Origin of the sequence: Rhizobium sp. NPDC090275 (assembly GCF_044772225.1) — a bacterium.
In the GTDB taxonomy this organism is placed as follows: Bacteria; Pseudomonadota; Alphaproteobacteria; order Rhizobiales; family Rhizobiaceae; genus Rhizobium.
The window spans coordinates 1-19789 of the sequence record NZ_JBIVYL010000006.1; the positions used below are offsets into that span (position 1 = coordinate 1).

Below are 19789 nucleotides of genomic sequence, written 5' to 3' on the forward strand. Positions count from 1 at the left end.
CCAGATACGATCGCTGCGCCCACACCTTCTTCTCAACCATATGCATCGCAGCCATTGTCATCTTCTGGATTTGATTTAACGAGTCCTGAGCCTAGACGCCACCTCGATACACTTGCGAATACGGCAGCAGACCCAGTAGCCAGGGTGGCACGTCGAAGGAGCCGGAAAGGATCACTTTCCGGCTCCGTAAGGCTACCTTAGGGTCAGTTAGCGGCAAACCTTGGTGGTCCGCACCACTCGCTCACCATGACGATAGGTTACAACCCGTTTCGTGGAGCAAGAGCGATGGCGACGATAGTCGTCTCGCACCATGCGGGCTCTCCGATCATTATCCCAGCCACGGTGGTGACCACGCTCCCAGCCGCGGTGCAGGCCAGGACCGTTATCAGTACGAATGACGACGGTATCTGCGTAAGACGCCGCGGGGACAGCAATGATGGACGAAAAAGCAAGAGCGACAGCAAGGATGATTTTCTTCATGGGGCATTACCTCGGGTTATCAGACCGCAGTTAAATGACCCACAGGTCTTTGAGTTCCACAAAAAGTTGGATCTCCGACTTCAGTCTGAGGAGGCGTCAGACCATCGTCGCACCGGTGAACGCAGCTGCCAACCGCTGATAAAACTTACTTCGTCGAACAGAGTTTCTCACGTCAGTGTGAAGATCTTAGGTAGACGCGCAGTCACCTTTACTCAGGATTGCTTATTGGGATCTTTCACAGGGCGAGCGCAATGGTCTGGGTTATTGAACCGAAACTGCATTTCAGTCTCAACAGCTCGACGGTAGCGTAACGGGTTACTGCTGAAGGAGGGCATGCTAGGCGCGCACGCCTTCGTTTGATCAGGCGATGGCTGGAACCGCGGCATTATGCGAGCGTCGTGGATCTTCGCCCAATCACACAGGCGCTCGAACGGCTCTGACGGTCGCCAGCGAACGAGAGAGCCATCTGGGCTGAACTTCGTCTTGATTGCTTACGCACGTCGACGGCAAGCGTCTGGCCAAGTTCGTCATCGCGCGCTCAGGGTCTTCGACGCTGCTGGCGCCGTTCGTGGCGGCCGCAGATGTCCCCGTTGCGCACCACGATCCTGCCTTTCTTGATCACGTGCCTCACCCTTGAAAGATTATGCCCCTCAACGATCGCGATATCGGCAAGCCGTCCAGGCGCAATCAATCCTCTGTCCGATGCGAGTTCCGGCAGAGCTTTGGCAACGTTTCCCGTGGCAAGGGCGACGGCCCCTGCAAGGCTGGAATGGCCGAGCCGAACCATTCGATTGATTGCGTCCAGAATTGAGTCCCAGTCGCCACCGGCAAAATCCGTTGATAGTGTGTCGACGAGTCCTTCCAATACGAGACGGTCGAGGTTCGTTGGCGAATTTCGCCAGCGCGTAGAGATGCAATCGAGCGTTGACACGTCGATGGTCACCCCATTCGTGCGAAGACCTCTCGCCGCGGAGACACATTCGTCGGCCTCGAACGACGGATGATTGCTGTGAGCCGCGATCATCCGCGCCTTAGGATAAGTTATAGCCAGACGCATCAGCGTTTCCGCCGTCGGCGTCGCGAGGTGGAAAATCGCTGGCAACTCAAGACGACTGGAGGCTTCGGCGATCTCCGCAAGACCCTGCAACGAGAGCGATACAGGTGGCATGACGGTGGCGCGCACGAGCTCAGCGAGCGCTGAAGCATCGATTACAGACTGAAGCACCGATCCATGCAACAGGTCGTCGACCGCATTCAGATCGGCAACAGCATGGTCGAGTTTACGACCGACAACCGCCTCTTTGATCTCGCGGGCAAGATTTGGATGGATGCGGATGGCGGTCGCTTTGTAAATTGCGTCAGGAATGAAGCGGTAATCCTGGGCGCCACCACCGAGCGTCTGGCCACCGCCGGCCTCGCCTAAAGCCTTGGCACCGGCCTTGACCATGGCTTCGATTGTCATTTGTTTATGGCGTTCACCCAGGCCTGTACCATCGACGGTGATTGCGGCCGCGAGGTTGGCGGGCGTATGTGCTGTCGAGACTGCCACCTCGAGGGGATGATCTATAGGCGTCGTCGCGATCTCATCGGTCAGAGCAAGCCCGCACACATTGAGAAGCGTGGTCGTGCCCGACAAGAGATGGCGGTTAAGATGGTATTCGATGACACTTGGCGAAAAGGCGCGCGATCCGCTAGGCATGGTCGGTCCAACCGTACATCCATGGGCATGAGCGTTGATAATTCCCGGCAGGATCTTACAGCCCGTGGCGTCGATTACCCGCGCATTCGTGGGACGATCGATCACACCCGCGATAACGTCCAGGATCACTTGGCCACCGATTAAAACGTTGCCGGTCTCAATCTCGGTTACACCGTCTCCGGTGACGATCTGTCCGTTGACAATCGCCGTGTCCAGTTTTTGCTTTGTCACGACGCGCCACCTCCATCTGGGGGACCGGCCAGCCCGTAACCGAGACTACGCACCGAGCGGATCGGGTTGCCGTGAAACCCGGGTCCGAGGAGCCTGCGCAGCGTGGCGATGTGAACATTGACGGTTCGTGGGTCCACGAAGATATGGCTTGGCCAGCATCTGGCGATGATCTCCCGTCTAGAGAACACGCGGCCCGGGTGGCGCAGGAAAAGATCCAGGATCATGAATTCGATGCGAGGAAGCTCAACTGTTGCGCCGTTATGCCAGACGCGCCAAACAGCTGGATCGAGTGAGATTCCACCATACGAGAGGTGCACCTGTCGCCGCTGCGGAGCCAAGGCAAACGCGATCTGGCGCGCGGCGCTGGACGCGGTGAACACCCGGTTGGCACCGGCGTTCCGATAGGTTCGACGCTGGCTACCGGCTAGCCGAACAACCACGACAACGAGCTGGAGGCGAGTTGAGGTTCGACTGTCGCGAATTTCACGGCAGGCCAGCAGAGAAGCGGGTAGGCAGGCGTCGATCAGAACACCGTCGACGTCAAGCCGCCTCACGGCGGCCACGGTGTCTCGCGCGGTTCGACAAAAGACTGTGTTTAGCCCTGATCGCTCGAGGGCCTGGACGACTGCTGAAAATGCGCCAGGCTCCCGCGATCCGATAATTATTGTCGGTCGCATGGCTTGTTGTGTTGGCTCGTGTGTTGAACAGATGGCCCAACGATCTCACGAGGTCAAATGTGGTTCAATCGCTCTTTGCAACCGGCGGATTAAGAATTGTATCGATGTCACGAAAGAAAGTCGGACAGACCACACCCTTCAAAATGCCACCCCCCGCTCCTGAATATCGTGCAGTGATCGGAAACCGAGATCTGAGCGCCCGCTTTCCACTGAGGCCACCATGAAAGGGCCTCCGTCGGCGCTCGTGCCCAACGAGAGTTGTCGAGTGGACGTCTGGATAACGCCTTCGTCCATTTCGCTGTCAGCAACCATCAAGGAGGCTTTCCGATTGAGTTGATCGTCTTCGCCCGACCGACAGCGACCAGGTATGGCAGAAAAGCGGCTTTCAGATGATGCAGCGTCGTACTCGATCGCGACATTTTTCGATCTTCAGTAACTCGAACCAACCGGACGTCAGACTGATAACGCGCCCAGATGAATACACGCCGATCTCGATTGGTGTCTAAACACCGTCCAGGCCACGATCCATTGCAGACCAGATCACGGAGAGATCAACGATGTGCAAAAGGCCAGACCACCCCGAACCGCTATTCTCGCACAATGTCCCGGGCACCGAGAATATAAGGTTCAAGCCCTCTTCATGCGCCGGCTGCCACCTGTACAAGGTTGGCTGCCCTGGAAGGCGACAGACGAAGATACTAGCGCTCGAAGAACGTGAGTGCGGCGTTCGGGATAGCTAATAGGCTGCGCCACTTCATTACTATCAAATCTGAGAGTTGGCGCCAGCTGCCATGAGTGCAACTATAGGTACAGCACCGGTTGCTGTGACTGGTAGATGTACCGACTGGAAGCCCCATTGGATGACGCCCCTTCAAGCGCCGGCCCGCGTGTCGGTGTCGCTCTGCTAACCTTGGAAAGCTCAGCACCGGATGACAATCTGGCCTCGACCGTTCGAGCCATGTCGTTCGATGTCATTCAGCTGTCTTCAATCCCCAAGCTCAGACGCCTACTGATCTCTGCCCGCGTTGATCTGGTCATCGTCGTCGCGTCCGGCGACGCCGAGTCTGGTATTCAACTGTGCGGGCAAGTCCGCGAAACGAGCGACATTCCATTGATCGTCATTCTTCCGGGGGACCGCGAAGATATGATCGAGATGGCTTTCGACATCGGAGCCGACGATTGTTTTCCTGCCTCTGTTGCGATGTCACAATGTCAGGCGCGGATAAGGGCGTTGTTGCGGCGTACCGCTTGCGCGATCAGCTCTCGTGTCGACCCCACGGTCATTCGTTTTGGCGAGTTCGTCCTTCACCCGCGAGAGCGCGTCCTGCACGACCAGAAGGGAACAACTATCGATCTCACCTCGACAGAGTTTGATCTTATCTTGACCTTCTGTCGAAATCCTGGACGCGTCATGACGCGTGAAGAACTCCTTTCGCTCACACACACCGGGCTTGCGGGTCCAGTCACACGCACGATCGACGTGCATGTCAGTCGGCTGAGGCAAAAGCTCGAACCGCACAGCAATAGTCCCACACTGCTTAAGACGGTCCGGCTTGGAGGATACATATTGGTGGCCGATGTGCTATGGGACTAACACCACGCCTCTGCTTGGGATTTGTTAAGTTTTGTTACGGCTTCGCGCACGTGTTGAAGCTCTCCCTGACCGACGATATTCATATCAAAATAAATATATTTAGCCGGAGAAGGCATCACTGACACGGTCGAACGTGTGCGCCGGCTGCATCTTTTTTTGCTCGCTCGACCGTGTCCTGTCACCGTGTCCTAACCTGGGAGAGATGGGATGAGCTCACGGGCCTTACTTGCAAGCGTTATCGACTGTGCTTTCTCGAGCGGGTCCGAACCTGCCCTTCAAAGGGCTATCGGGCGGGTCGCCAAGCGAAACGGCTATGATAGTTTTGCCTATCTCAGCCTACGCGCCGCAACCACGCAGAATTTTGCGATCTCAAACTACGCGGCTGAGTGGCAGTCGCTCTATTTCGATCGCTCCTACATGATCGTTGATCCGATCATCACGATGGGAAAGCGTCTGATGCAGATTTTCAGATGGTCTGTCGATGCCGAGCGAAAATTCGCCAATCCTGATCAGCGAGGTTTCTGGGACCAAGCATCCGACTTTGGGATCCGAAGCGGGCTGACAATTCCGATCACGACGGGATACGGTCAGGTCGCCATGCTAACATTTGCGACATCGTCGAAAGCACCGCTACATGATATCGTGGCGTCTGACATTGCTCTGGCTGCGACCGCAGTGGCCTTCCTGCACCAGCGCTTTAGAGACTCCCCACACCCGACGATGATGCGCAAACCCGGCCTGACGGATCGCGAAGCACTGTTTGTTCGGTGGGCGTCAACTGGAATGCCGATGCATGAAATCTCGTCGATAACTGGTTACTCATTCCATACCGTCAGGTTTGACCTCGATAACGTCAGGGTAAAATTGGGAGTTAGGAACCTGCAGGAGGCACTCTGCGTCGCAATGGCAATGCGGCTGGTCTGATTGGCGTATGCCGAGGTCTCACCGTCGTGATGGTTCGCCGCGACGTGGCGAACCATTATCTAGGCTAGGCCGCTTGGCGGCTAGTCGATGAAAGCCGCGAACGATAAGACACCGGTCGTAACAACTCGAAGGTATCGCGGTTGATCGAAAAGCGACCGGCTACGCTATCTGTCTCGTTTATTAAACGAGGTTCTCCTAGTCTTGTCATTGGCCAACCGCGCTGCCTCAGCAGACGCTCCATGCGAAGGTCCGTGGCCGTCACGAGGTCGGTCCATCCGTTGCGCAGACACCACTCGATAATGCCTGCAAGCAGGCAAAACGTAGCTTCATGCGTTGCGCCCCGCGGGCTCGATTGCATGGTCGTGTCGACACAGAAACGCGAGCTCTCGATCATCGTCGGTTTGGTGGCGAGTTGCCCGTTCTCCAGCAATTGCCGAAACACATCCATCAACATATTTGGGCCATTCGTTGGTAACAGGCGGACCGACCCAACGACCCTTGCCTGCTCATCGAGGACGAGGATATAGGTCGGCCCGCAGTGGTCGAACTGATCGAACTCGCGGCCATCCTGACACTCGACATCCCAGCCGAGCCGTCCGTGGAAAATCCTGGCCCGCAACCGGTACATGTCGTTGAGCAGTGCCTCTTCGCCGGCTGTGCACGGCACGCGAATATCTATGACTTCCATTTCGTCACTCTCCCTTTTCTTGAACTGAGACAGAGTGATGGTCTTTGATATTGGATTCTAGTCGCAGATCTGCGGGTCGACCGCAATCTCAGTTTCCGACGAAAGCCGTCTGGAGGAACATGTCGTGATCGACGAGACCACAGAGCTCGCTCCCGGTCTTATCGAGCAGACCGACGCCGACAGAGATCGGAAACACTTGCAAAATTCAGGAGCCTAAGTGACTGCCGCGTCTGTCGCGCGCACTCAGTTTGGGACATCTCTTGAATCGATGACTTCGGCGCCCGCTACACTCTTACTGATCTATGGAGTGCCACCCGACATCGCGTAGCCGAAGAAATAGAGAACACCGCAGAGGAATACGACGAGGGCGATTACCGAAATGTTCACCGTAAAGGGAATGGTAGACGTCTCTTGGCGGTCAGTCATGACGAGCCTCCTGTTATAGATGAGACGGACATAAAATGAGCTTTATTCCCGGTTCCGGGTCTGCCTTCCGGTAGAAATAGGATCATCGGTCAATCAATCGGCTTTAAATTGGAACTCACACAGGCTTAGCTCCACTGAGCGGCTGCCCTATGGCGCCGTCGGTGGCGTCCCGCGGACCACCGACGATCCGACCAAGCAAGCGCGTTACTTATCTTGAGCCCAAGCGTCGGCCGCCCGCTTCGGTCAAGGAAAAGATAGTCGACGCCCATACGCTGCCCACAACTGTAAGGGTCGGTCCGACGACTGAAGGCCAATTTCTCCTTCTGATGAGAGCAAATCAACAACAAGCGCACCACGATGAAGCTGCGTTGAACTCCGGCCCTCCAAAGGCAACAGGCGCCGGGGTAAACCGGCGCCTGCGATCCTTCGGCCAGAGGTAATTCCTCCGACCGAATGCCACTACTGAATGACCTGGACTACCTTGCGGGTCTGCGGTTCAACAATGACCCGCTCCTGGCCCATGATGACGTAGCCATATTGCGGATTTTCGGGAACGGGCGTCACGACGACATCAGAGGGCAGCGCTACGCCTACCTTGACCCGCTCCTGTACCACTACCGGCTGTTGCGGCGCCGGGGCCTGCTGAACGTAGGTAACCACTTCGGCTGGCGGAGGATCGATCGTCGCGCCAGCAACGCCACCGACAATTGCGCCGACGCCGGCTCCGACGGGACCACCAACGATGGCACCTGTGGCGGCGCCGCCAACGGCTCCGGTGACCGCGCCATCGGCGTAGGCCGAGGCAGCGATGCAGCTCATTGCCGCTGCAAGAATAAATCGTTTCATTTCCATTCTCCTCTTCTCATTTGATGGATGGGAAAGGCGATCGCCCGGTATTTGTTCCGGATATCCGACTTAGGTCTGAGATCCCTTTCTGTGGCGTCTTGCACGCCTCAATCGGCGGGTACACATCGGCTGGCGCCTTTGCGAGGTGCAACATTGCACCTATCCAGCGAGGGAAAATTCGGGGCAAGCTTCAGTTTCATCGGTCTGAAAGCCACGAGGACGCGAAACCCATGAAGAGGCCAACCGCCAAAATCCGTGAAGAGATTACTCGCCTGCAGGAGCAGCTGAAGCAGGCCGAGACACGTGACGCCGAGCGCATCGGGCGTATCGCGCTGCGTGCGGGGGTCGGAGAGATCGAGGTGGAAGAGGCTGATCTTCTGTCGGCTTTTGAGGAGGTCGCCGGCCGGTTTCGCGCAGGAACGAAACTCGTTCAGGGACACAAGCCTGCGACCACGCCGCCGAACGGCGCTGGCGAGGCTGCGGGCCAATCTTCGGAGACTTGAGCGAATGCAAAAGATGACAGCGACCGAAGCCCGCAAGAAGGACGCGCGGGAAAAGATCGAGCTCGGCGGCCTGATCGTCAAGGCGGGCTTGCGCTACGAGAAGCGGGCGTTGCTGCTCGGGCTTCTGATCGATGCCAGCGCTCGGATGAAGTCTGACGAGGCGGAGCGAACCCGCCTGAGTGAACTCGGTGCGAAGGCATTTGCCGATGACACCTAAGCGGATTCTCGTCGCTGCCATTCCACCCTTGGCAATGATGGCAATTGCGCTGTTCCTTTCCGGCATCGAACGGTGGCTCGCCGCGTTCGGAACGACCGACCAGGCGAAGCTGATGCTCGGGCGGATCGGACTGGCATTGCCCTATGCGCTCGCTGGCGCCTGCGGTCTCCTGTTCCTCCTCGGAACCAGGGGATCGATCAACGTCAAGGCGGCCGGTTGGAGCGTCGCCGTGGGCGGCCTCGGGGTGGTCGTCGTTGCAGCAACCAGAGAGGGATTGCGCCTGCTGGCCTTCGCCGGCCAAGTCCCCGCGGGAAGGACGCTTCCGTCCTATGCCGATCCTTCGACCTTAGCAGGAGCGGGCGCAGCACTTCTTATCGCGTTCTTCGCCTTGCGCGTTGCCAGGATGGGAAATGCAGCCTTTTCGCGAAGTGAGCCGCGCCGCATTCGGGGCAAGCGCGCCCTGCACGGCGAGGCGGACTGGATGACGATGCAGGATGCGGAGAAGCTTTTCGCGGAAGGGGGTGGCATCGTCATCGGCGAGCGTTATCGTGTCGACCGAGACGATCCAGCGGCGACACCGTTTCGACCGGGCGAACCCACGACCTGGGGCAAGGGCGGGTCCGCGCCGCTCTTGTGCTTCGACGGCTCTTTCGGCTCATCGCACGGGATCGTCTTCGCCGGTTCGGGTGGTTTCAAGACGACGTCTGTTACAGTGCCAACGGCGCTCAAATGGGGCGGCTCGCTTGTCGTGCTCGACCCATCCAATGAGGTGGCACCGATGGTTATGGAGCACCGGCGCAAGGCGGGTCGGCGCGTCATCGTTCTCGACCCGAAGAACGCTGGTTCTGGCTTCAACGCGCTCGACTGGATCGGTCGTCACGGCGCCACCAAGGAAGAGGATATCGCGGCCGTCGCATCGTGGATCATGAGCGACAGCGCTCGCGCGAGTGGCGTCCGCGACGACTTCTTCCGCTCATCCGGACTACAGCTATTGACCGCGATGATATCAGACGTTTGTCTATCCGGCCACACGGACGCAAAGCACCAGACTTTAAGGCAGGTTCGTGCCAATCTGTCGGAGCCCGAGCCAAAGCTTCGCGCGCGCCTGCAGGAGATCTACGACAATTCAGCGTCGGCTTTCGTCAAAGAGAATGTCGCTGCCTTCGTCAACATGACGCCTGAGACATTCTCCGGCGTCTACGCCAATGCCATCAAGGAAACGCACTGGCTGAGCTATGCGAACTACGGCGCGCTGGTGTCGGGCTCGAACTTCTCCACCGAGGCGCTGGCCGATGGCGAGACCGACGTCTTCATCAACATCGACCTTAAGACGTTGGAGACCCATTCTGGCCTCGCGCGCGTCATCATCGGCTCCCTCCTCAACGCAATCTACAATCGGGATGGAGCGATCAAAGGGCGAGCATTGTTTCTGCTCGATGAGGTCGCAAGGCTGGGCTACATGCGCGTTCTGGAGACGACACGCGATGCTGGTCGGAAATACGGGATCACGCTGACGATGATCTATCAGTCGATCGGGCAACTGCGGGAGACCTATGGCGGTAGGGACGCGTCCAGCAAGTGGTTCGAGAGCGCAAGTTGGATCTCGTTTGCCGCCATCAACGATCCAGAAACCGCTGACTACATATCGCGCAGGTGTGGTACGACGACCGTCGAGATCGACCAGGTCAGTCGCAGTTTCCAATCGCGCGGGTCCTCACGAACACGCTCGAAGCAACTTGCCTCCAGGCAGCTGATCCAGCCGCACGAAGTCCTGCGCATGCGCGCGGACGAGCAGATCATCTTCACCGCGGGCAATGCTCCATTACGATGCGGTCGCGCGATCTGGTTTCGTCGGCTGGACATGAAGTCGTGCGTTGGCAAGAACAGGTTTCAACAGCGTGGTGAGGGCTCCGAAGCTCCGGCCTCGCCTGTACCGAACTAAGGTTCGTCGAGCAATGCCTTTTCATCGTGACGGACGGTGGCGACGACGCCGTGGAAGCGGCAACTACGGCGCGGATATTTTGGGTCAGCTTGGGTATTGGTCGATGGACTGCTTGTTAATTGCGATCGCCTCCAAGCGGGCGAAGACCTCAAGCCAGCTCCGTAGCTTGGCGCGCACCTCGGCGCGATTGCGGCAAGGCTTGGCCTTGTCGGAGCGAAGTCGACCGCATCGACACCGTCTGCAATCAAGGAGGTAAAGCCCATGGTCTCAGGTACGACGACCGTCCCCAGGTCGATCGTTCGGGTGGTCGAAGACAGGCTCTCGGCCGACCCCGTCCTGAAGGACCGCTGGCAGGAGGTTTCCGCTCGCTTCCACTACGTCTTTGCGGATCCTGAGGCCGCCTTCAAGGCGGTCAATGTCGACGCCATGCTGACGAATGAGACGGTTGCCGCAACGACGCTTATGCGGATTGCCGAGCGGCCGGAAAGCTTCGGCGCGCTGAAGGGCAAGACTGGCCTGTTTGCAGGCAGCACCGAGAAGCACGCACGCGATACGGCAATCCTCAACGCGCCAGCTCTCGCCCGTGATCTGCAGGGCTTCATCGCAAAACGCGCGGAGGCGGCCAGCCGCTATGAAGAGGAAGAACGCGCGGTCCGCACGAAGCTCTCGCTCGACATCCCTGCCCTCTCGGCATCGGCAAAGCAGGTGCTCGGCCGCGTGCGCGATGCCATCGATCGAAACGATATCCCCACCGGTCTCGAGTTCGCTCTCGCGGACAGACAAGTGAAGGCCGAGCTCGAAGGATTTGCCAGAGCCGTGTCGGACCGCTTCGGCGAAAGAACCTTCCTGCCACTTGCGGCAAAGACCGCAGATGGCAAGGCGTTCGAGGCAGCGTCCGCAGGCATGCAGCCGGCACAGAAACAAGAGCTGCATTCCGCCTGGGACACGATCCGGACCGTTCAGCAACTTGCGACGCATGAGCGGAAAGCGGTGGCACTCGAACAGGCCGAAACCATACGCCAAACCCAGACGAGAGGGTTGTCGCTGAAATGACGTCTCAAGAAAAACCCACCGCTGCCATAGTGCGCCAAAGGCGCCCTGCCCTCGCCCTGATCGCTGCCTCATGTGGTGTCGCCCTTGCGGTGGTCATCGGCGGGGTTGTCGGCGGCCTGCGGATCAACACAACGCCCAGCGAGCCGCTCGGTCTCTGGCGTGTCGCACGCCTCGATCGCCCGGTCCACGTCGGCGACATGCTGTTCGTTTGCCCGCCTGAGACCGAAGCTGTCTCGGAGGGTTTTGCGAGAGGCTACCTTCGCGCGGGCCTATGCCCGGGCGGGTTTGGTCCGCTCATTAAGACCGTGGCGGCGATTGCCGGTCAGCGCATTGATGTCGCCGGCGACGTCAAGATCGATGGGCGGCCGATCGAAAGCTCGAACCTCGTGTCTCGGGACGGCCAAGGACGACCTCTGCGCCCGTATGCGGGAGGGACGATTCCGGCCGGCTTCCTGTTCCTACACTCACCGTTTCTCGGGTCCTGGGACTCGCGATACTTCGGGCCGGTCCCCGCTTCTGGTGTGCTTGGTGTTGCAAAGCAGGTGCTGACCTATGCGCCCTGATTGGATCCAGCCGCTCGCCCTTGTTCTGACTTCTTGCACGACCGGATATATTGCCTGGAGCGGAAACGCATTGGCGCTTCCGGCAGCTATCGCGTTTCCAGCGCTCTGGTCGATGGCACGCAGTCGCCGTACCGCTGGTCTCGTTTCGGCGGCCTATTTTCTAGCGGCGTCACGTGGTCTTCCGCAGGGCGCGGTTGCCTTCTATCAATCGGACATCTGGCCGGGCGTGATGCTGTGGCTTGTCGCCTCAAGCGGCTTTGTGTTCGTTCATGTCGTCCTGTGGTCGCGTCGATCCTTCGCCGGGAAAGCCCTACGATACACGATCGCGATGGTTCTGATGGCCCTTCCGCCATTCGGCATTGTCGGCTGGGCCCATCCGGTCACTGCGGCAGGCATTCTCTTTCCAGGATGGGGATGGTCAGGGCTTGCGGCAGTCACAGCCGGCCTCGCGATCATGACGACGCAATATAGACCGGCTGCAGCCATCACCCTCGTAGGTCTCTGGCTCTGGTCCGCCGCATTCTGGACCAGTCCCGACATAGGGCGTGGGTGGCAGGGCGTCGACCTGCAGCTTGGAAATAGTCTGGGCCGCGATACCAGTCTTGCTCGCCATAGTGACCTGATTGCAACGTTGCGCCTACTGCGCCGGCCTGACACCGCCTACATACTCTTGCCTGAAAGTGCCCTTGGGTTTTGGACGCCGTCGGTGGAGCGCTTGTGGCGGCAGCAGCTCACTGGTGGCGATCTGAGCGTCATCGCCGGCGCAGCCGTGGTCGATGCGCAGGGATACGATAATGTCCTGGTCCGCGTCTCGGCCACCGAAAGTGAGATCCTCTATCGCGAACGCATGCCGGTGCCTGGCTCGATGTGGCAGCCCTGGCTGAGACTGATTGGAAAGAGCGGCGGCGCACGAGCGGATTTCTTCGCAAATCCGATTGTTTCGATTGGCGGCCGGCGCGTGGCTCCGCTCATCTGCTATGAGCAGCTGATCGTCTGGCCCGTCCTGCAGTCGATGCTCCATGATCCAGACCTCATCATCGCCGTCGGAAACGACTGGTGGACCAAGGGGACATCTATCGTCGCCATTCAGCGCGCCAGCACGCGAGCCTGGGCACGGCTGTTCGGCAAACCTCTCGTGATGTCCTTCAACACCTGATCTGGAGATAGACCATGGACGCTGCCCTTATCGCGAAATGCGCGGACCCAACTCTTGCCCCCGCTATCGTCGAACAGTTCATTTCGGCCGTCGGTTCCGACGATCCACTGGCCGTTACCGTGAAGGCTGATGGTCGGCTGGTTCTCATCCCCAAGCCTCGCTCTCCCGACGAGGCGATGGGTGTGGTCAAGGACTATGTCGGTCATGCCATCGTTCGCGTCGGGATCACCCAGTTTCCCGCGGGCGTTGGCGTTGGCGACCCGTCACAGCTTCGGCCAGACATGTTTGACGTTTGCTCGAACTTGCGAACGGGGACCGGCATATTTGCAAAGGTCGCCCGCATCGTCACCAAATGGTATGGCCGCCCCACAAATAGCGAGCTCCTTCCGCAGTTGGTCGATGATGCAATCTACGCTTGGAAGACGGAAACCTTCGAGGGCGACAACGTGTTCCTGGCCAACGATCCCGGTGGTCCGACCTTCATGAATACAGCCTCCGAGGAGCCATCTGATGATGATGATCGCGCGGAGCCTGCTCCCGAAAGTGAAGATAGCTCACAATCAGCGGAGCCGGGTGAGGCCGCCGAGGCAGGAATGAGGATCGACATTTCCCGGATAGGCGGAGGTAGATAAGTCTGATTTGGGCGCCAAAAAGCTTTCCCTATTTCTGCCGGATAAACTGAGTGGCAATGACAGCACCTCCCGAATATCACCTGTTTATCGACGACACCGGCAGCCGAGATCCCGACCATGAGCCTCCTCAGCAGCGAAAGGACGGCATGGATTGCTTTGGCTTGGGCGGGTTCCTGATCAAGCAAGAAGATATCGGTGAACTGAAGGTGCTACACTCCGCATTCTACGCTGAGCATGGGATCGACTACCCGCTGCACTCGCACAAAATTCGTGGCGGTCGCGGAGATTTTGGTTGGTGGAGGAATCCTGAGAAGGCTCGGCTTTTCTTTCCGGAACTCGACGCATTTATCCTCTCCCTCCCCGTGATTGGGATTGCAGCCGTCATCGATCGACCGGGATATCTGCGGTATCGCGAGAGATATCAGGAACGACTGTGGCTGATGTGTAGAACCGCCTACTCGATCCTCATTGAGCGGGCGGCAAAGTTCGCGGATAGTCAAGGCCGGACCCTTCGGGTTTTCTCCGAGGCGAGCGGCAAGCACGAAGACCGGGATCTGATGACCTATGCCAAGGCGCTCAAGGCCAACGGAATGCCATTCGCGAGCGACGGCGCAAATGCCTATGGCTCGCTTCCTCCAGAGGAATTCCGGCGGACCGTCAGAGGTGGACCCAAGCGCCGGACCAAGGAGGCGGCGATGAAGCAGGTCGCTGACCTGATGCTCTATCCGATGGCCAAGGGTGGATACGATCCCACCTATAAACCGTATGTCGATCTCATGAGGTCGGGCAAACTGATCGACGCGCTCGTTCTAGAACAGGACCGGTCGAGCCTCAGAATCAAATACAGCTTCTTCAAATGAAAAAAGGTCCTTGCGGACCTTAATTCGTTTCGGCCAGCGCCTAGCGCTGACCCCGGAGCGTTGCTCTACAGGAAAAGTAGTGCACGTAAAACTGTTTTGCAAGTTTGATTTGGGCGAGTCGTCAGATTTGGTGCGGACACGCTCTGAAGCTCTAGCAGGGCATTCGGTCCTATCGATAGAGAAACCGTTTCAAACTCAGACCCGCATGCAGGATGTACGGCAGCCGTCCAAGGGAATAATGGCCACAATTCAGCTTCAAGATCTGTGGTCGGCCACCGTCGTTCTTCAAGCTGGATATCAGGCTCTCTGAGAACGCTGGCATCACAACCTTGTCTCTTCTGGCCAAGACCATCTGGATATCGAGCCCCGGCCGCGACAAACAACGCGTGTAGTTCTCGAGATTGAGTGGACCCCATGCTCTCCTGAGATCAGCCAGCTCGATCTCATGCTCCAGGCTGCTGCGGATAGTTCGAGTGGCGCGACCGGTCCAAACCATGTCCGCAAGGCTCCCACCTGGCAGAAATAGCGAAGCCTTCGAAATGCTCAGATCATGGGCCGCAATCAATCCTGCAACCCAAGATCCAAGGCTCATGCCAAGGACAGAGATCTCTTGGTAGCCTTCACCCTTCAGCCAGCAGATGAGTTTTTTCCATCGCACACTGCCTGCTTCACTGCTTGGATCGTACGACCAAGGTTGGCGCTCAACATATAGTCCGCGTGCAAGGAGCCGGGCCGGCCACGCTCGAGGTGATAAGGCATCGCGATCTCGACGACCGTGATCCCGCGCCATGACAAAAAGCCGGCAAATTTCGCGTTTCGGGCCCGTGCATTCAAATGGTGAAAGATCACACGTGCCTTGCGGAGGGATCCGCCTTTGGTGATTTTCGCCCAGACGATATTATTCTCTGCGACATCGGTGGATATGTCCGAGGGGAATTTAACCCAATCCTCGTTCACCTCGAACCGATGATTGCCGCGATTTGGCTCATCGAAAAACTTAGGGTCAATCGACGCTTTATCCGCGCGGTCACAAAATTCGGAAATGCTCTCGATGTTCTCACCGGGAAAGGCACGGTCGGCATCCAGAATGAAACGCGTCGCTTCCTTACCGTCTTCACCGCGTCGCGCGCGCTGTTCATGCCACTGATCAAGCCACCTAAGATGCAATTTGCTTGCTTCCTACGTCATTGGCTCGCCGGCTGCCTAGGCCAGGTTCAATCAGGCTGAAGGCCGCGACGACCACACCGATAGCCAAAAGGATTGAGAATCCTACGAAAGCGTCGATCAGCAGGTATGCAGCAAACAGCAAAGTCACGACCGCCGCCATTGTCCGGAGAGGTTTATGAAATCGCCCAGCGATAGCTCGGATCGAGATTGAACCGTAGACAAAGACGACGATGGTCGAGAGGGCGACAAGCAGGCTACTGTAATGGGTGGGCATCCGATGTGGAACCCATTGCTCGCAGCATCGCGGCCAGCCAGCACTGAAGAGAAATCCCCGGCCAGCCAATCGAGGATGTTTTTGGCGTTCGAGGTTAGATAGGAGCTCTGGGCCTTCGTGCATAACGCGACAAGTAGGCCGAGAACCGTGCAACGAAACACTCCGCGCATTAGTCTCAAGCATAGCCTGTGCACCTCGCCTCGCGATCCAGTTTGCTCAAAGACCGCTGCGTCCAGGCCAATTCTCTTGAGATCGTGTACCATCGTGTAGAGCAAAATTAGCCCGGCAAAAAATAAATAGAAGCACACGCACACGTAGAGAAAGGCGAGAGCGGTGAACGCGATCGCCACCGGCACCGAAATGACCTCCGGGCGCACAATTGCCATCGTACCCCAGCTTGTCGCGTAGTCTGCTCCGCCTTCCAGTAGTGGGACAAGGCAAACGCCAATCGATTGGAAAACGCCGGCGAACAACACGCAAATCAGGAAGACTGCCCAGTAGGACAAAGAGGACGCCTGCACCTGACTAGCCCGTCCATCGTCTCAGGTGCTCGTGTGGCTCCACGTCCACAGCTTCAGGCGTGCCTCTCCATTCCAGAAGGCGAGCAGCTCGGCCACGATTGCGAAAAACAGCGGTAGGAGCACCATGAAAAGGATGGTCCAATTCGGCGCCCAGAGAAATCCGACCTCTTTCGCGACATTGTCCGCGCGGAGGTAAGCGGCGCTGTGAATCCCCAAGATAACAATCGAACGCCTCAATGGAGAAATCAAGAAGCGGACCGATGTCGTCGGCATCTTTCCAAACGGAGATGCCAGTGTCAGGCTCGTCGGTTCAATGCTCCTCGAGCAGAACGATGAGTGGGCGGTGCAACGGTCGCGTTACATGACAGTAGAAGCCATCGGCAAAATGAGCGATGATCCAATCATCAGCTTGCCAGCCGTGGCGCGTTGATCCTCCCGGCCTGGCCGGAGAGTACGGTGGCCTCGTCGGCAGTTACACCATCTCATGGGACACGATCTGCGCAATGCCCTCGCGAATGTCGGTGAATGCCTTCACGGTCCGCTTTGAGATGTAGTCGCCGTCGGCTTCAACATTTGACTGCAGGGCATGCGCACAGTCTGTAGCGAGCTTATCAACCTCTGGCGAAATATCGTAGAGCTGTTGCATCACACGGTCGAGATCGACCTTCGCGCGCTCTGACATTCGATCGACCATCGACAACTCCTTGTCTTCTGAGCCCGGCAGTATGTCAGACTTTAACCCCTGTAGTTTCCCGGGAAAATAATGTCCTGATCAACGAGCACATTGAACCTGTATCCCGGCCTGATCTTGATCGTCGGCTGGACATTGAGGTTTTTCGAGATTGTCTGTTCCGCGACCCTTCCAAAAGTCTCGGCAAAATTCCGACGTGCCGCGTCTGAAGCTGTGTCCTTCGTAGCGAGAGTTGAACTCTCAGGCATCGACATGTCGATCCCCGTCCCTATCAGCGCGACCAGCGCCGCCGACCCGAAGGTCCTTAGATAGTGATTGTCGACCTTGTCGTTAAAACCACCATAGCCCTCAGCGTCGATTCCAGCCATGCCGTCGATCTGCAGGGTCGAACCATTCGGGAAGATTATGTCGGTCCAGACAACGAGAACGCGGTTTTGTCCGAATGACACCTTGCTGTCGTATCGGCCAAGAAGCTTCGTGCCTTGTGGCACAAGTGTGTGATGGCCAGTTGCGCTGTCATAAACGTTCTGGCTGATCTGGGCCGTGATACGGCCGGGCAAGTCAGAATTGATACCCGTGATTAGCGTGGCAGGTATCACCGACCCACGTTTGAGCTCGTATGGCGACTGCTGTGGCACGACCTGATTGGGCAGGTAGCCGAGATCCTTGATATCAGCGTTAAAGAAATCTTCCTTGGACGTTTGTCCGTTCTGATCGACCTGACCGGCCGCGCCCGCTCTCAACGCTGCAGCATAGAGATCTTGCGCGCCGCTCGACGCGGTGTTCGATTGACGCGCTCCAGCAAATTGCGCGACTGGCGATTGTGCCGAGACATCTGACATGTCGACCTTCAGTGGCGAGTCGAGGGCCGCCCCCCTCGCCTGCAGGCTTGCCATGCGCTGGCGCTGCTGTTCGCGGAAGATCTGTTCTCGCTGTTCGCGAAGCATCCTTGCATTCCACTCCTCGTCGGATTCCATGCGAGACCTGCTGGGCTGCCGTGGTTCGGCCTTCGGTTCTGCCTCTACCGGGCGAGCAGCTCCCTGCTGCTGCGGAACAGGGGTTGGCTGAAACACTGGCTGCTGTACCTCCCGGTCACCGATAATGCCATCCTTGACACCCCGCTTAAGCTGATCGGCGAAGGTCGAAGCCGGCGCGCCGGATCCGCCATCGTTTGGATCGTGCTGACCAAACCGCAGCCCACGCGAGGAAAGGCCGTAAACCAGAACGGCGAGGAACAGAACCAGGATCCCGATACCGACGAACAGGGGCACGCGATTGAGGCGCTTCATCCCTTTGTCGTCAGCCGATTGATTTGACGTTCCCAGTTGCAGCGATTGGACCATGATCGTCTCCGCCTGTCAGTTTCGCTTCATGAGGGAAAGGGGACTTGCCGGCGTCGCCACGCCATTGCTGACTGAATACGCCCGACCGAGCGACATGGCGTCCGTCGACAGGCGCGCGAGCACCTGCCCGTCTACCGCAGCGATCGAATAAGCCAGCTCGACCGGCTTGGTTGAATCCTTCGCGCCCGCGCCCTTGCCATCGGTGACGATGGCAAAGCCCCAACCCTTCAACGCCGCCTCGAGCGCGACGGAGAATTCGGACGTGTCCTTGTGCAGTTTGATGGGAGTGGTCGTCGATCCGGCTTGCTCGGCGAACCGGCCCGCCATGTCGCCGGCAATAGCGCCAGCGGCAGGCCCGGTGATTTCAGCGGGTGCAGCATTTGTGGAGAGCCCGTCGGTTGCCGTCTGGCATCCAGTTAGGCCGAGAGCGATTACAGTGGGGATGAGGCGATGGAGCCGCATGATTTATCCTCCCCGCCGGATCGTGATCTTCTGCTGTTTCCAGCCGACTCCTGATATCAGGACCGCCTTGTCGATATTGTAGTCGACGATCATCATGTCGTTCTTCATCCGGTAATTGACGATGCGGTTCTGGCCGCCCGATACGACGAACAGGACCGGCGCATCCTGACCGGAGATTGCGCGGGGGAACTGGATGTAGGTCTTCTGCCCATCGGAATAGACGCGCTTGGGGCGCCATGGAGCGCGTCCGCTCAAGACATAGGAGAAGGCCAGCTGTTCGGGCGCGACACCGCCCTCCGGCCCAGTCATTGCCTGGATGCGGGCGTTGATGTCGGATAGTTTCGTGGCGGCATCCTCTGGATATTCGAACCCGACGCGGGCCATGTATTGCGAGGGGTGCGATTTCAGCTGGATATGATAGGTGCGCCGTGAGGTCGTCACCACCATGGACGTGACAAGCCCCGGCTCGGACGGCTTGACGATCAGGTGGATCGCCTGACCGCCTGCGGCGCCAGAGGTTGCCGGTTCGACCTTCCACCGAGCAGTATCGCCAACCAGCACGTCGCGGACGATTTCCCCACCCTGCAGCTCGATATCGCAGACCTGCAAGGGTGAGCAGACGACTGACGGCTGCGTTTCACCGAAGAGGAAAATCACCTTACCGTCCGGCCCACGTGTCACCAGTCCGGCCTGCCCTCGCCATTTACCGGAGAGGTTCGTCCCCTTTGCCTCGTTGCCCGTCAGGCTTTGGGCGATCGCAGTGGATGAGATCTCGGCCGATGCGGCAAGCGCCAGCATGCAAACAAGCGCGACGCGTTTATGTTTGATCCTCATTGCAGA

The 19789-nt window shown here is 58.3% G+C and carries 19 protein-coding genes and 4 pseudogenes; 11 read left to right on the plus strand and 12 right to left on the minus strand.

The genetic code is table 11. From position 1 onward, the window contains the following. Positions 1–207 precede the first annotated feature (207 nt). The 3 genes from ACIQUB_RS16185 to ACIQUB_RS16195 form a co-directional block, all read right to left on the minus strand. On the minus strand, positions 208–480 hold the full coding sequence (locus ACIQUB_RS16185; protein ID WP_402930583.1) for a hypothetical protein: 273 nt from the start codon (positions 478–480) through the stop codon (positions 208–210). 538 nt (positions 481–1018) lie between these two features. After that, a complete protein-coding gene (locus ACIQUB_RS16190; protein ID WP_402930585.1) occupies positions 1019–2410 on the minus strand; it encodes an amidohydrolase family protein in 1392 nt (463 codons plus the stop codon). Then, entirely contained in the window at positions 2407–2973 is a 567-nt protein-coding gene (locus tag ACIQUB_RS16195) for a winged helix-turn-helix domain-containing protein (RefSeq protein WP_402930586.1), read from the minus strand. Before ACIQUB_RS16195 ends, ACIQUB_RS16190 begins: the two co-directional genes overlap by 4 nt. 970 nt (positions 2974–3943) lie before the next feature. On the opposite strand from ACIQUB_RS16195, the gene ACIQUB_RS16200 reads away from it, so the two are divergent. Then, on the plus strand, positions 3944–4681 hold the full coding sequence (locus ACIQUB_RS16200; RefSeq protein ID WP_402930587.1) for a response regulator transcription factor: 738 nt from the start codon (positions 3944–3946) through the stop codon (positions 4679–4681). A 207-nt stretch (positions 4682–4888) separates the two neighbouring features. Further along, on the plus strand, positions 4889–5605 hold the full coding sequence (locus ACIQUB_RS16205; RefSeq protein WP_402930589.1) for an autoinducer binding domain-containing protein: 717 nt from the start codon (positions 4889–4891) through the stop codon (positions 5603–5605). A 64-nt stretch (positions 5606–5669) separates the two neighbouring features. Here the strand turns inward: ACIQUB_RS16205 and ACIQUB_RS16210 are convergent, their stop codons facing one another. The 3 genes from ACIQUB_RS16210 to ACIQUB_RS16220 all read right to left on the minus strand — a co-directional run bounded on the left by ACIQUB_RS16210 (position 5670) and on the right by ACIQUB_RS16220 (position 7571). Further along, positions 5670–6293 carry an acyl-homoserine-lactone synthase gene (locus ACIQUB_RS16210; protein ID WP_018902628.1) on the minus strand — a complete coding sequence of 208 codons (624 nt, stop codon included), beginning with the start codon at positions 6291–6293 and terminating at the stop codon, positions 5670–5672. Between the two features lie 300 nt (positions 6294–6593). Further along, positions 6594–6719, minus strand: a complete 126-nt coding sequence (locus tag ACIQUB_RS16215) for a hypothetical protein (protein ID WP_402930592.1) — start codon at positions 6717–6719, stop codon at positions 6594–6596. A gap of 459 nt (positions 6720–7178) precedes the next feature. Further along, positions 7179–7571, minus strand: coding sequence for a DUF1236 domain-containing protein (locus ACIQUB_RS16220; RefSeq protein ID WP_402930593.1), 393 nt, complete (start codon positions 7569–7571; stop codon positions 7179–7181). 224 nt (positions 7572–7795) lie between these two features. On the opposite strand from ACIQUB_RS16220, the gene traC reads away from it, so the two are divergent. From traC to ACIQUB_RS16260, 8 genes and pseudogenes are all read left to right on the plus strand, one after another. After that, a complete protein-coding gene (gene traC, locus ACIQUB_RS16225; RefSeq protein WP_402930595.1) occupies positions 7796–8068 on the plus strand; it encodes a conjugal transfer protein TraC in 273 nt (90 codons plus the stop codon). Positions 8069–8072: 4 nt separating this feature from the next. Then, positions 8073–8285 carry a conjugal transfer protein TraD gene (gene traD, locus ACIQUB_RS16230; RefSeq protein ID WP_402930597.1) on the plus strand — a complete coding sequence of 71 codons (213 nt, stop codon included), beginning with the start codon at positions 8073–8075 and terminating at the stop codon, positions 8283–8285. Continuing rightward, positions 8275–10227: a Ti-type conjugative transfer system protein TraG gene (gene traG / locus ACIQUB_RS16235; RefSeq protein WP_402930599.1), complete on the plus strand. Its 1953-nt coding sequence runs from the start codon at positions 8275–8277 to the stop codon at positions 10225–10227. The genes traD and traG overlap by 11 nt, the downstream gene beginning before the upstream one ends. Positions 10228–10392: 165 nt before the next feature. Then, positions 10393–11280: pseudogene (locus ACIQUB_RS16240) on the plus strand (BID domain-containing protein); the annotation flags it as partial. Next, positions 11277–11843 carry a conjugative transfer signal peptidase TraF gene (gene traF, locus ACIQUB_RS16245; RefSeq protein WP_402930601.1) on the plus strand — a complete coding sequence of 189 codons (567 nt, stop codon included), beginning with the start codon at positions 11277–11279 and terminating at the stop codon, positions 11841–11843. The pseudogene ACIQUB_RS16240 and the gene traF, both read left to right, overlap by 4 nt. After that, positions 11833–12999: a conjugal transfer protein TraB gene (locus tag ACIQUB_RS16250; protein WP_402930603.1), complete on the plus strand. Its 1167-nt coding sequence runs from the start codon at positions 11833–11835 to the stop codon at positions 12997–12999. Before traF ends, ACIQUB_RS16250 begins: the two co-directional genes overlap by 11 nt. Before the next feature lie 14 nt (positions 13000–13013). Then, entirely contained in the window at positions 13014–13631 is a 618-nt protein-coding gene (locus tag ACIQUB_RS16255; protein WP_402930605.1) for a TraH family protein, read from the plus strand. 56 nt (positions 13632–13687) lie between these two features. Next, positions 13688–14491, plus strand: coding sequence for a DUF3800 domain-containing protein (locus ACIQUB_RS16260; protein WP_402931189.1), 804 nt, complete (start codon positions 13688–13690; stop codon positions 14489–14491). A gap of 169 nt (positions 14492–14660) precedes the next feature. On the opposite strand, the pseudogene ACIQUB_RS16265 reads toward ACIQUB_RS16260, so the two are convergent. Then, positions 14661–15658, minus strand: a pseudogene (locus ACIQUB_RS16265) (RcgR family putative quorum lactone hydrolase). Further along, positions 15648–16672: pseudogene (locus ACIQUB_RS16270) on the minus strand (RcgA family putative transporter); the annotation flags it as partial. The pseudogenes ACIQUB_RS16270 and ACIQUB_RS16265, both read right to left, overlap by 11 nt. 4 nt (positions 16673–16676) lie before the next feature. Here ACIQUB_RS16270 and ACIQUB_RS16275 point away from each other — a divergent pair. After that, positions 16677–16883 (plus strand): annotated as a pseudogene (locus tag ACIQUB_RS16275) (transposase); the annotation flags it as partial. 42 nt (positions 16884–16925) lie between these two features. On the opposite strand, the gene ACIQUB_RS16280 reads toward ACIQUB_RS16275, so the two are convergent. The 4 genes from ACIQUB_RS16280 to trbG are packed head-to-tail and all read right to left on the minus strand — an operon-like array spanning position 16926 to position 19783. Continuing rightward, the gene (locus ACIQUB_RS16280; protein ID WP_018899393.1) at positions 16926–17147 is read right to left on the minus strand and encodes a hypothetical protein; all 222 of its coding nucleotides are present in this window, start codon (positions 17145–17147) and stop codon (positions 16926–16928) included. A 41-nt stretch (positions 17148–17188) separates the two neighbouring features. Further along, the gene (gene trbI / locus ACIQUB_RS16285; protein WP_402930608.1) at positions 17189–18487 is read right to left on the minus strand and encodes an IncP-type conjugal transfer protein TrbI; all 1299 of its coding nucleotides are present in this window, start codon (positions 18485–18487) and stop codon (positions 17189–17191) included. A gap of 15 nt (positions 18488–18502) precedes the next feature. Beyond that, on the minus strand, positions 18503–18949 hold the full coding sequence (gene trbH, locus ACIQUB_RS16290) for a conjugal transfer protein TrbH (RefSeq protein WP_402930610.1): 447 nt from the start codon (positions 18947–18949) through the stop codon (positions 18503–18505). A 3-nt stretch (positions 18950–18952) separates the two neighbouring features. Beyond that, positions 18953–19783, minus strand: coding sequence for a P-type conjugative transfer protein TrbG (gene trbG / locus ACIQUB_RS16295; protein ID WP_402930612.1), 831 nt, complete (start codon positions 19781–19783; stop codon positions 18953–18955). Positions 19784–19789: the final 6 nt, after the last annotated feature.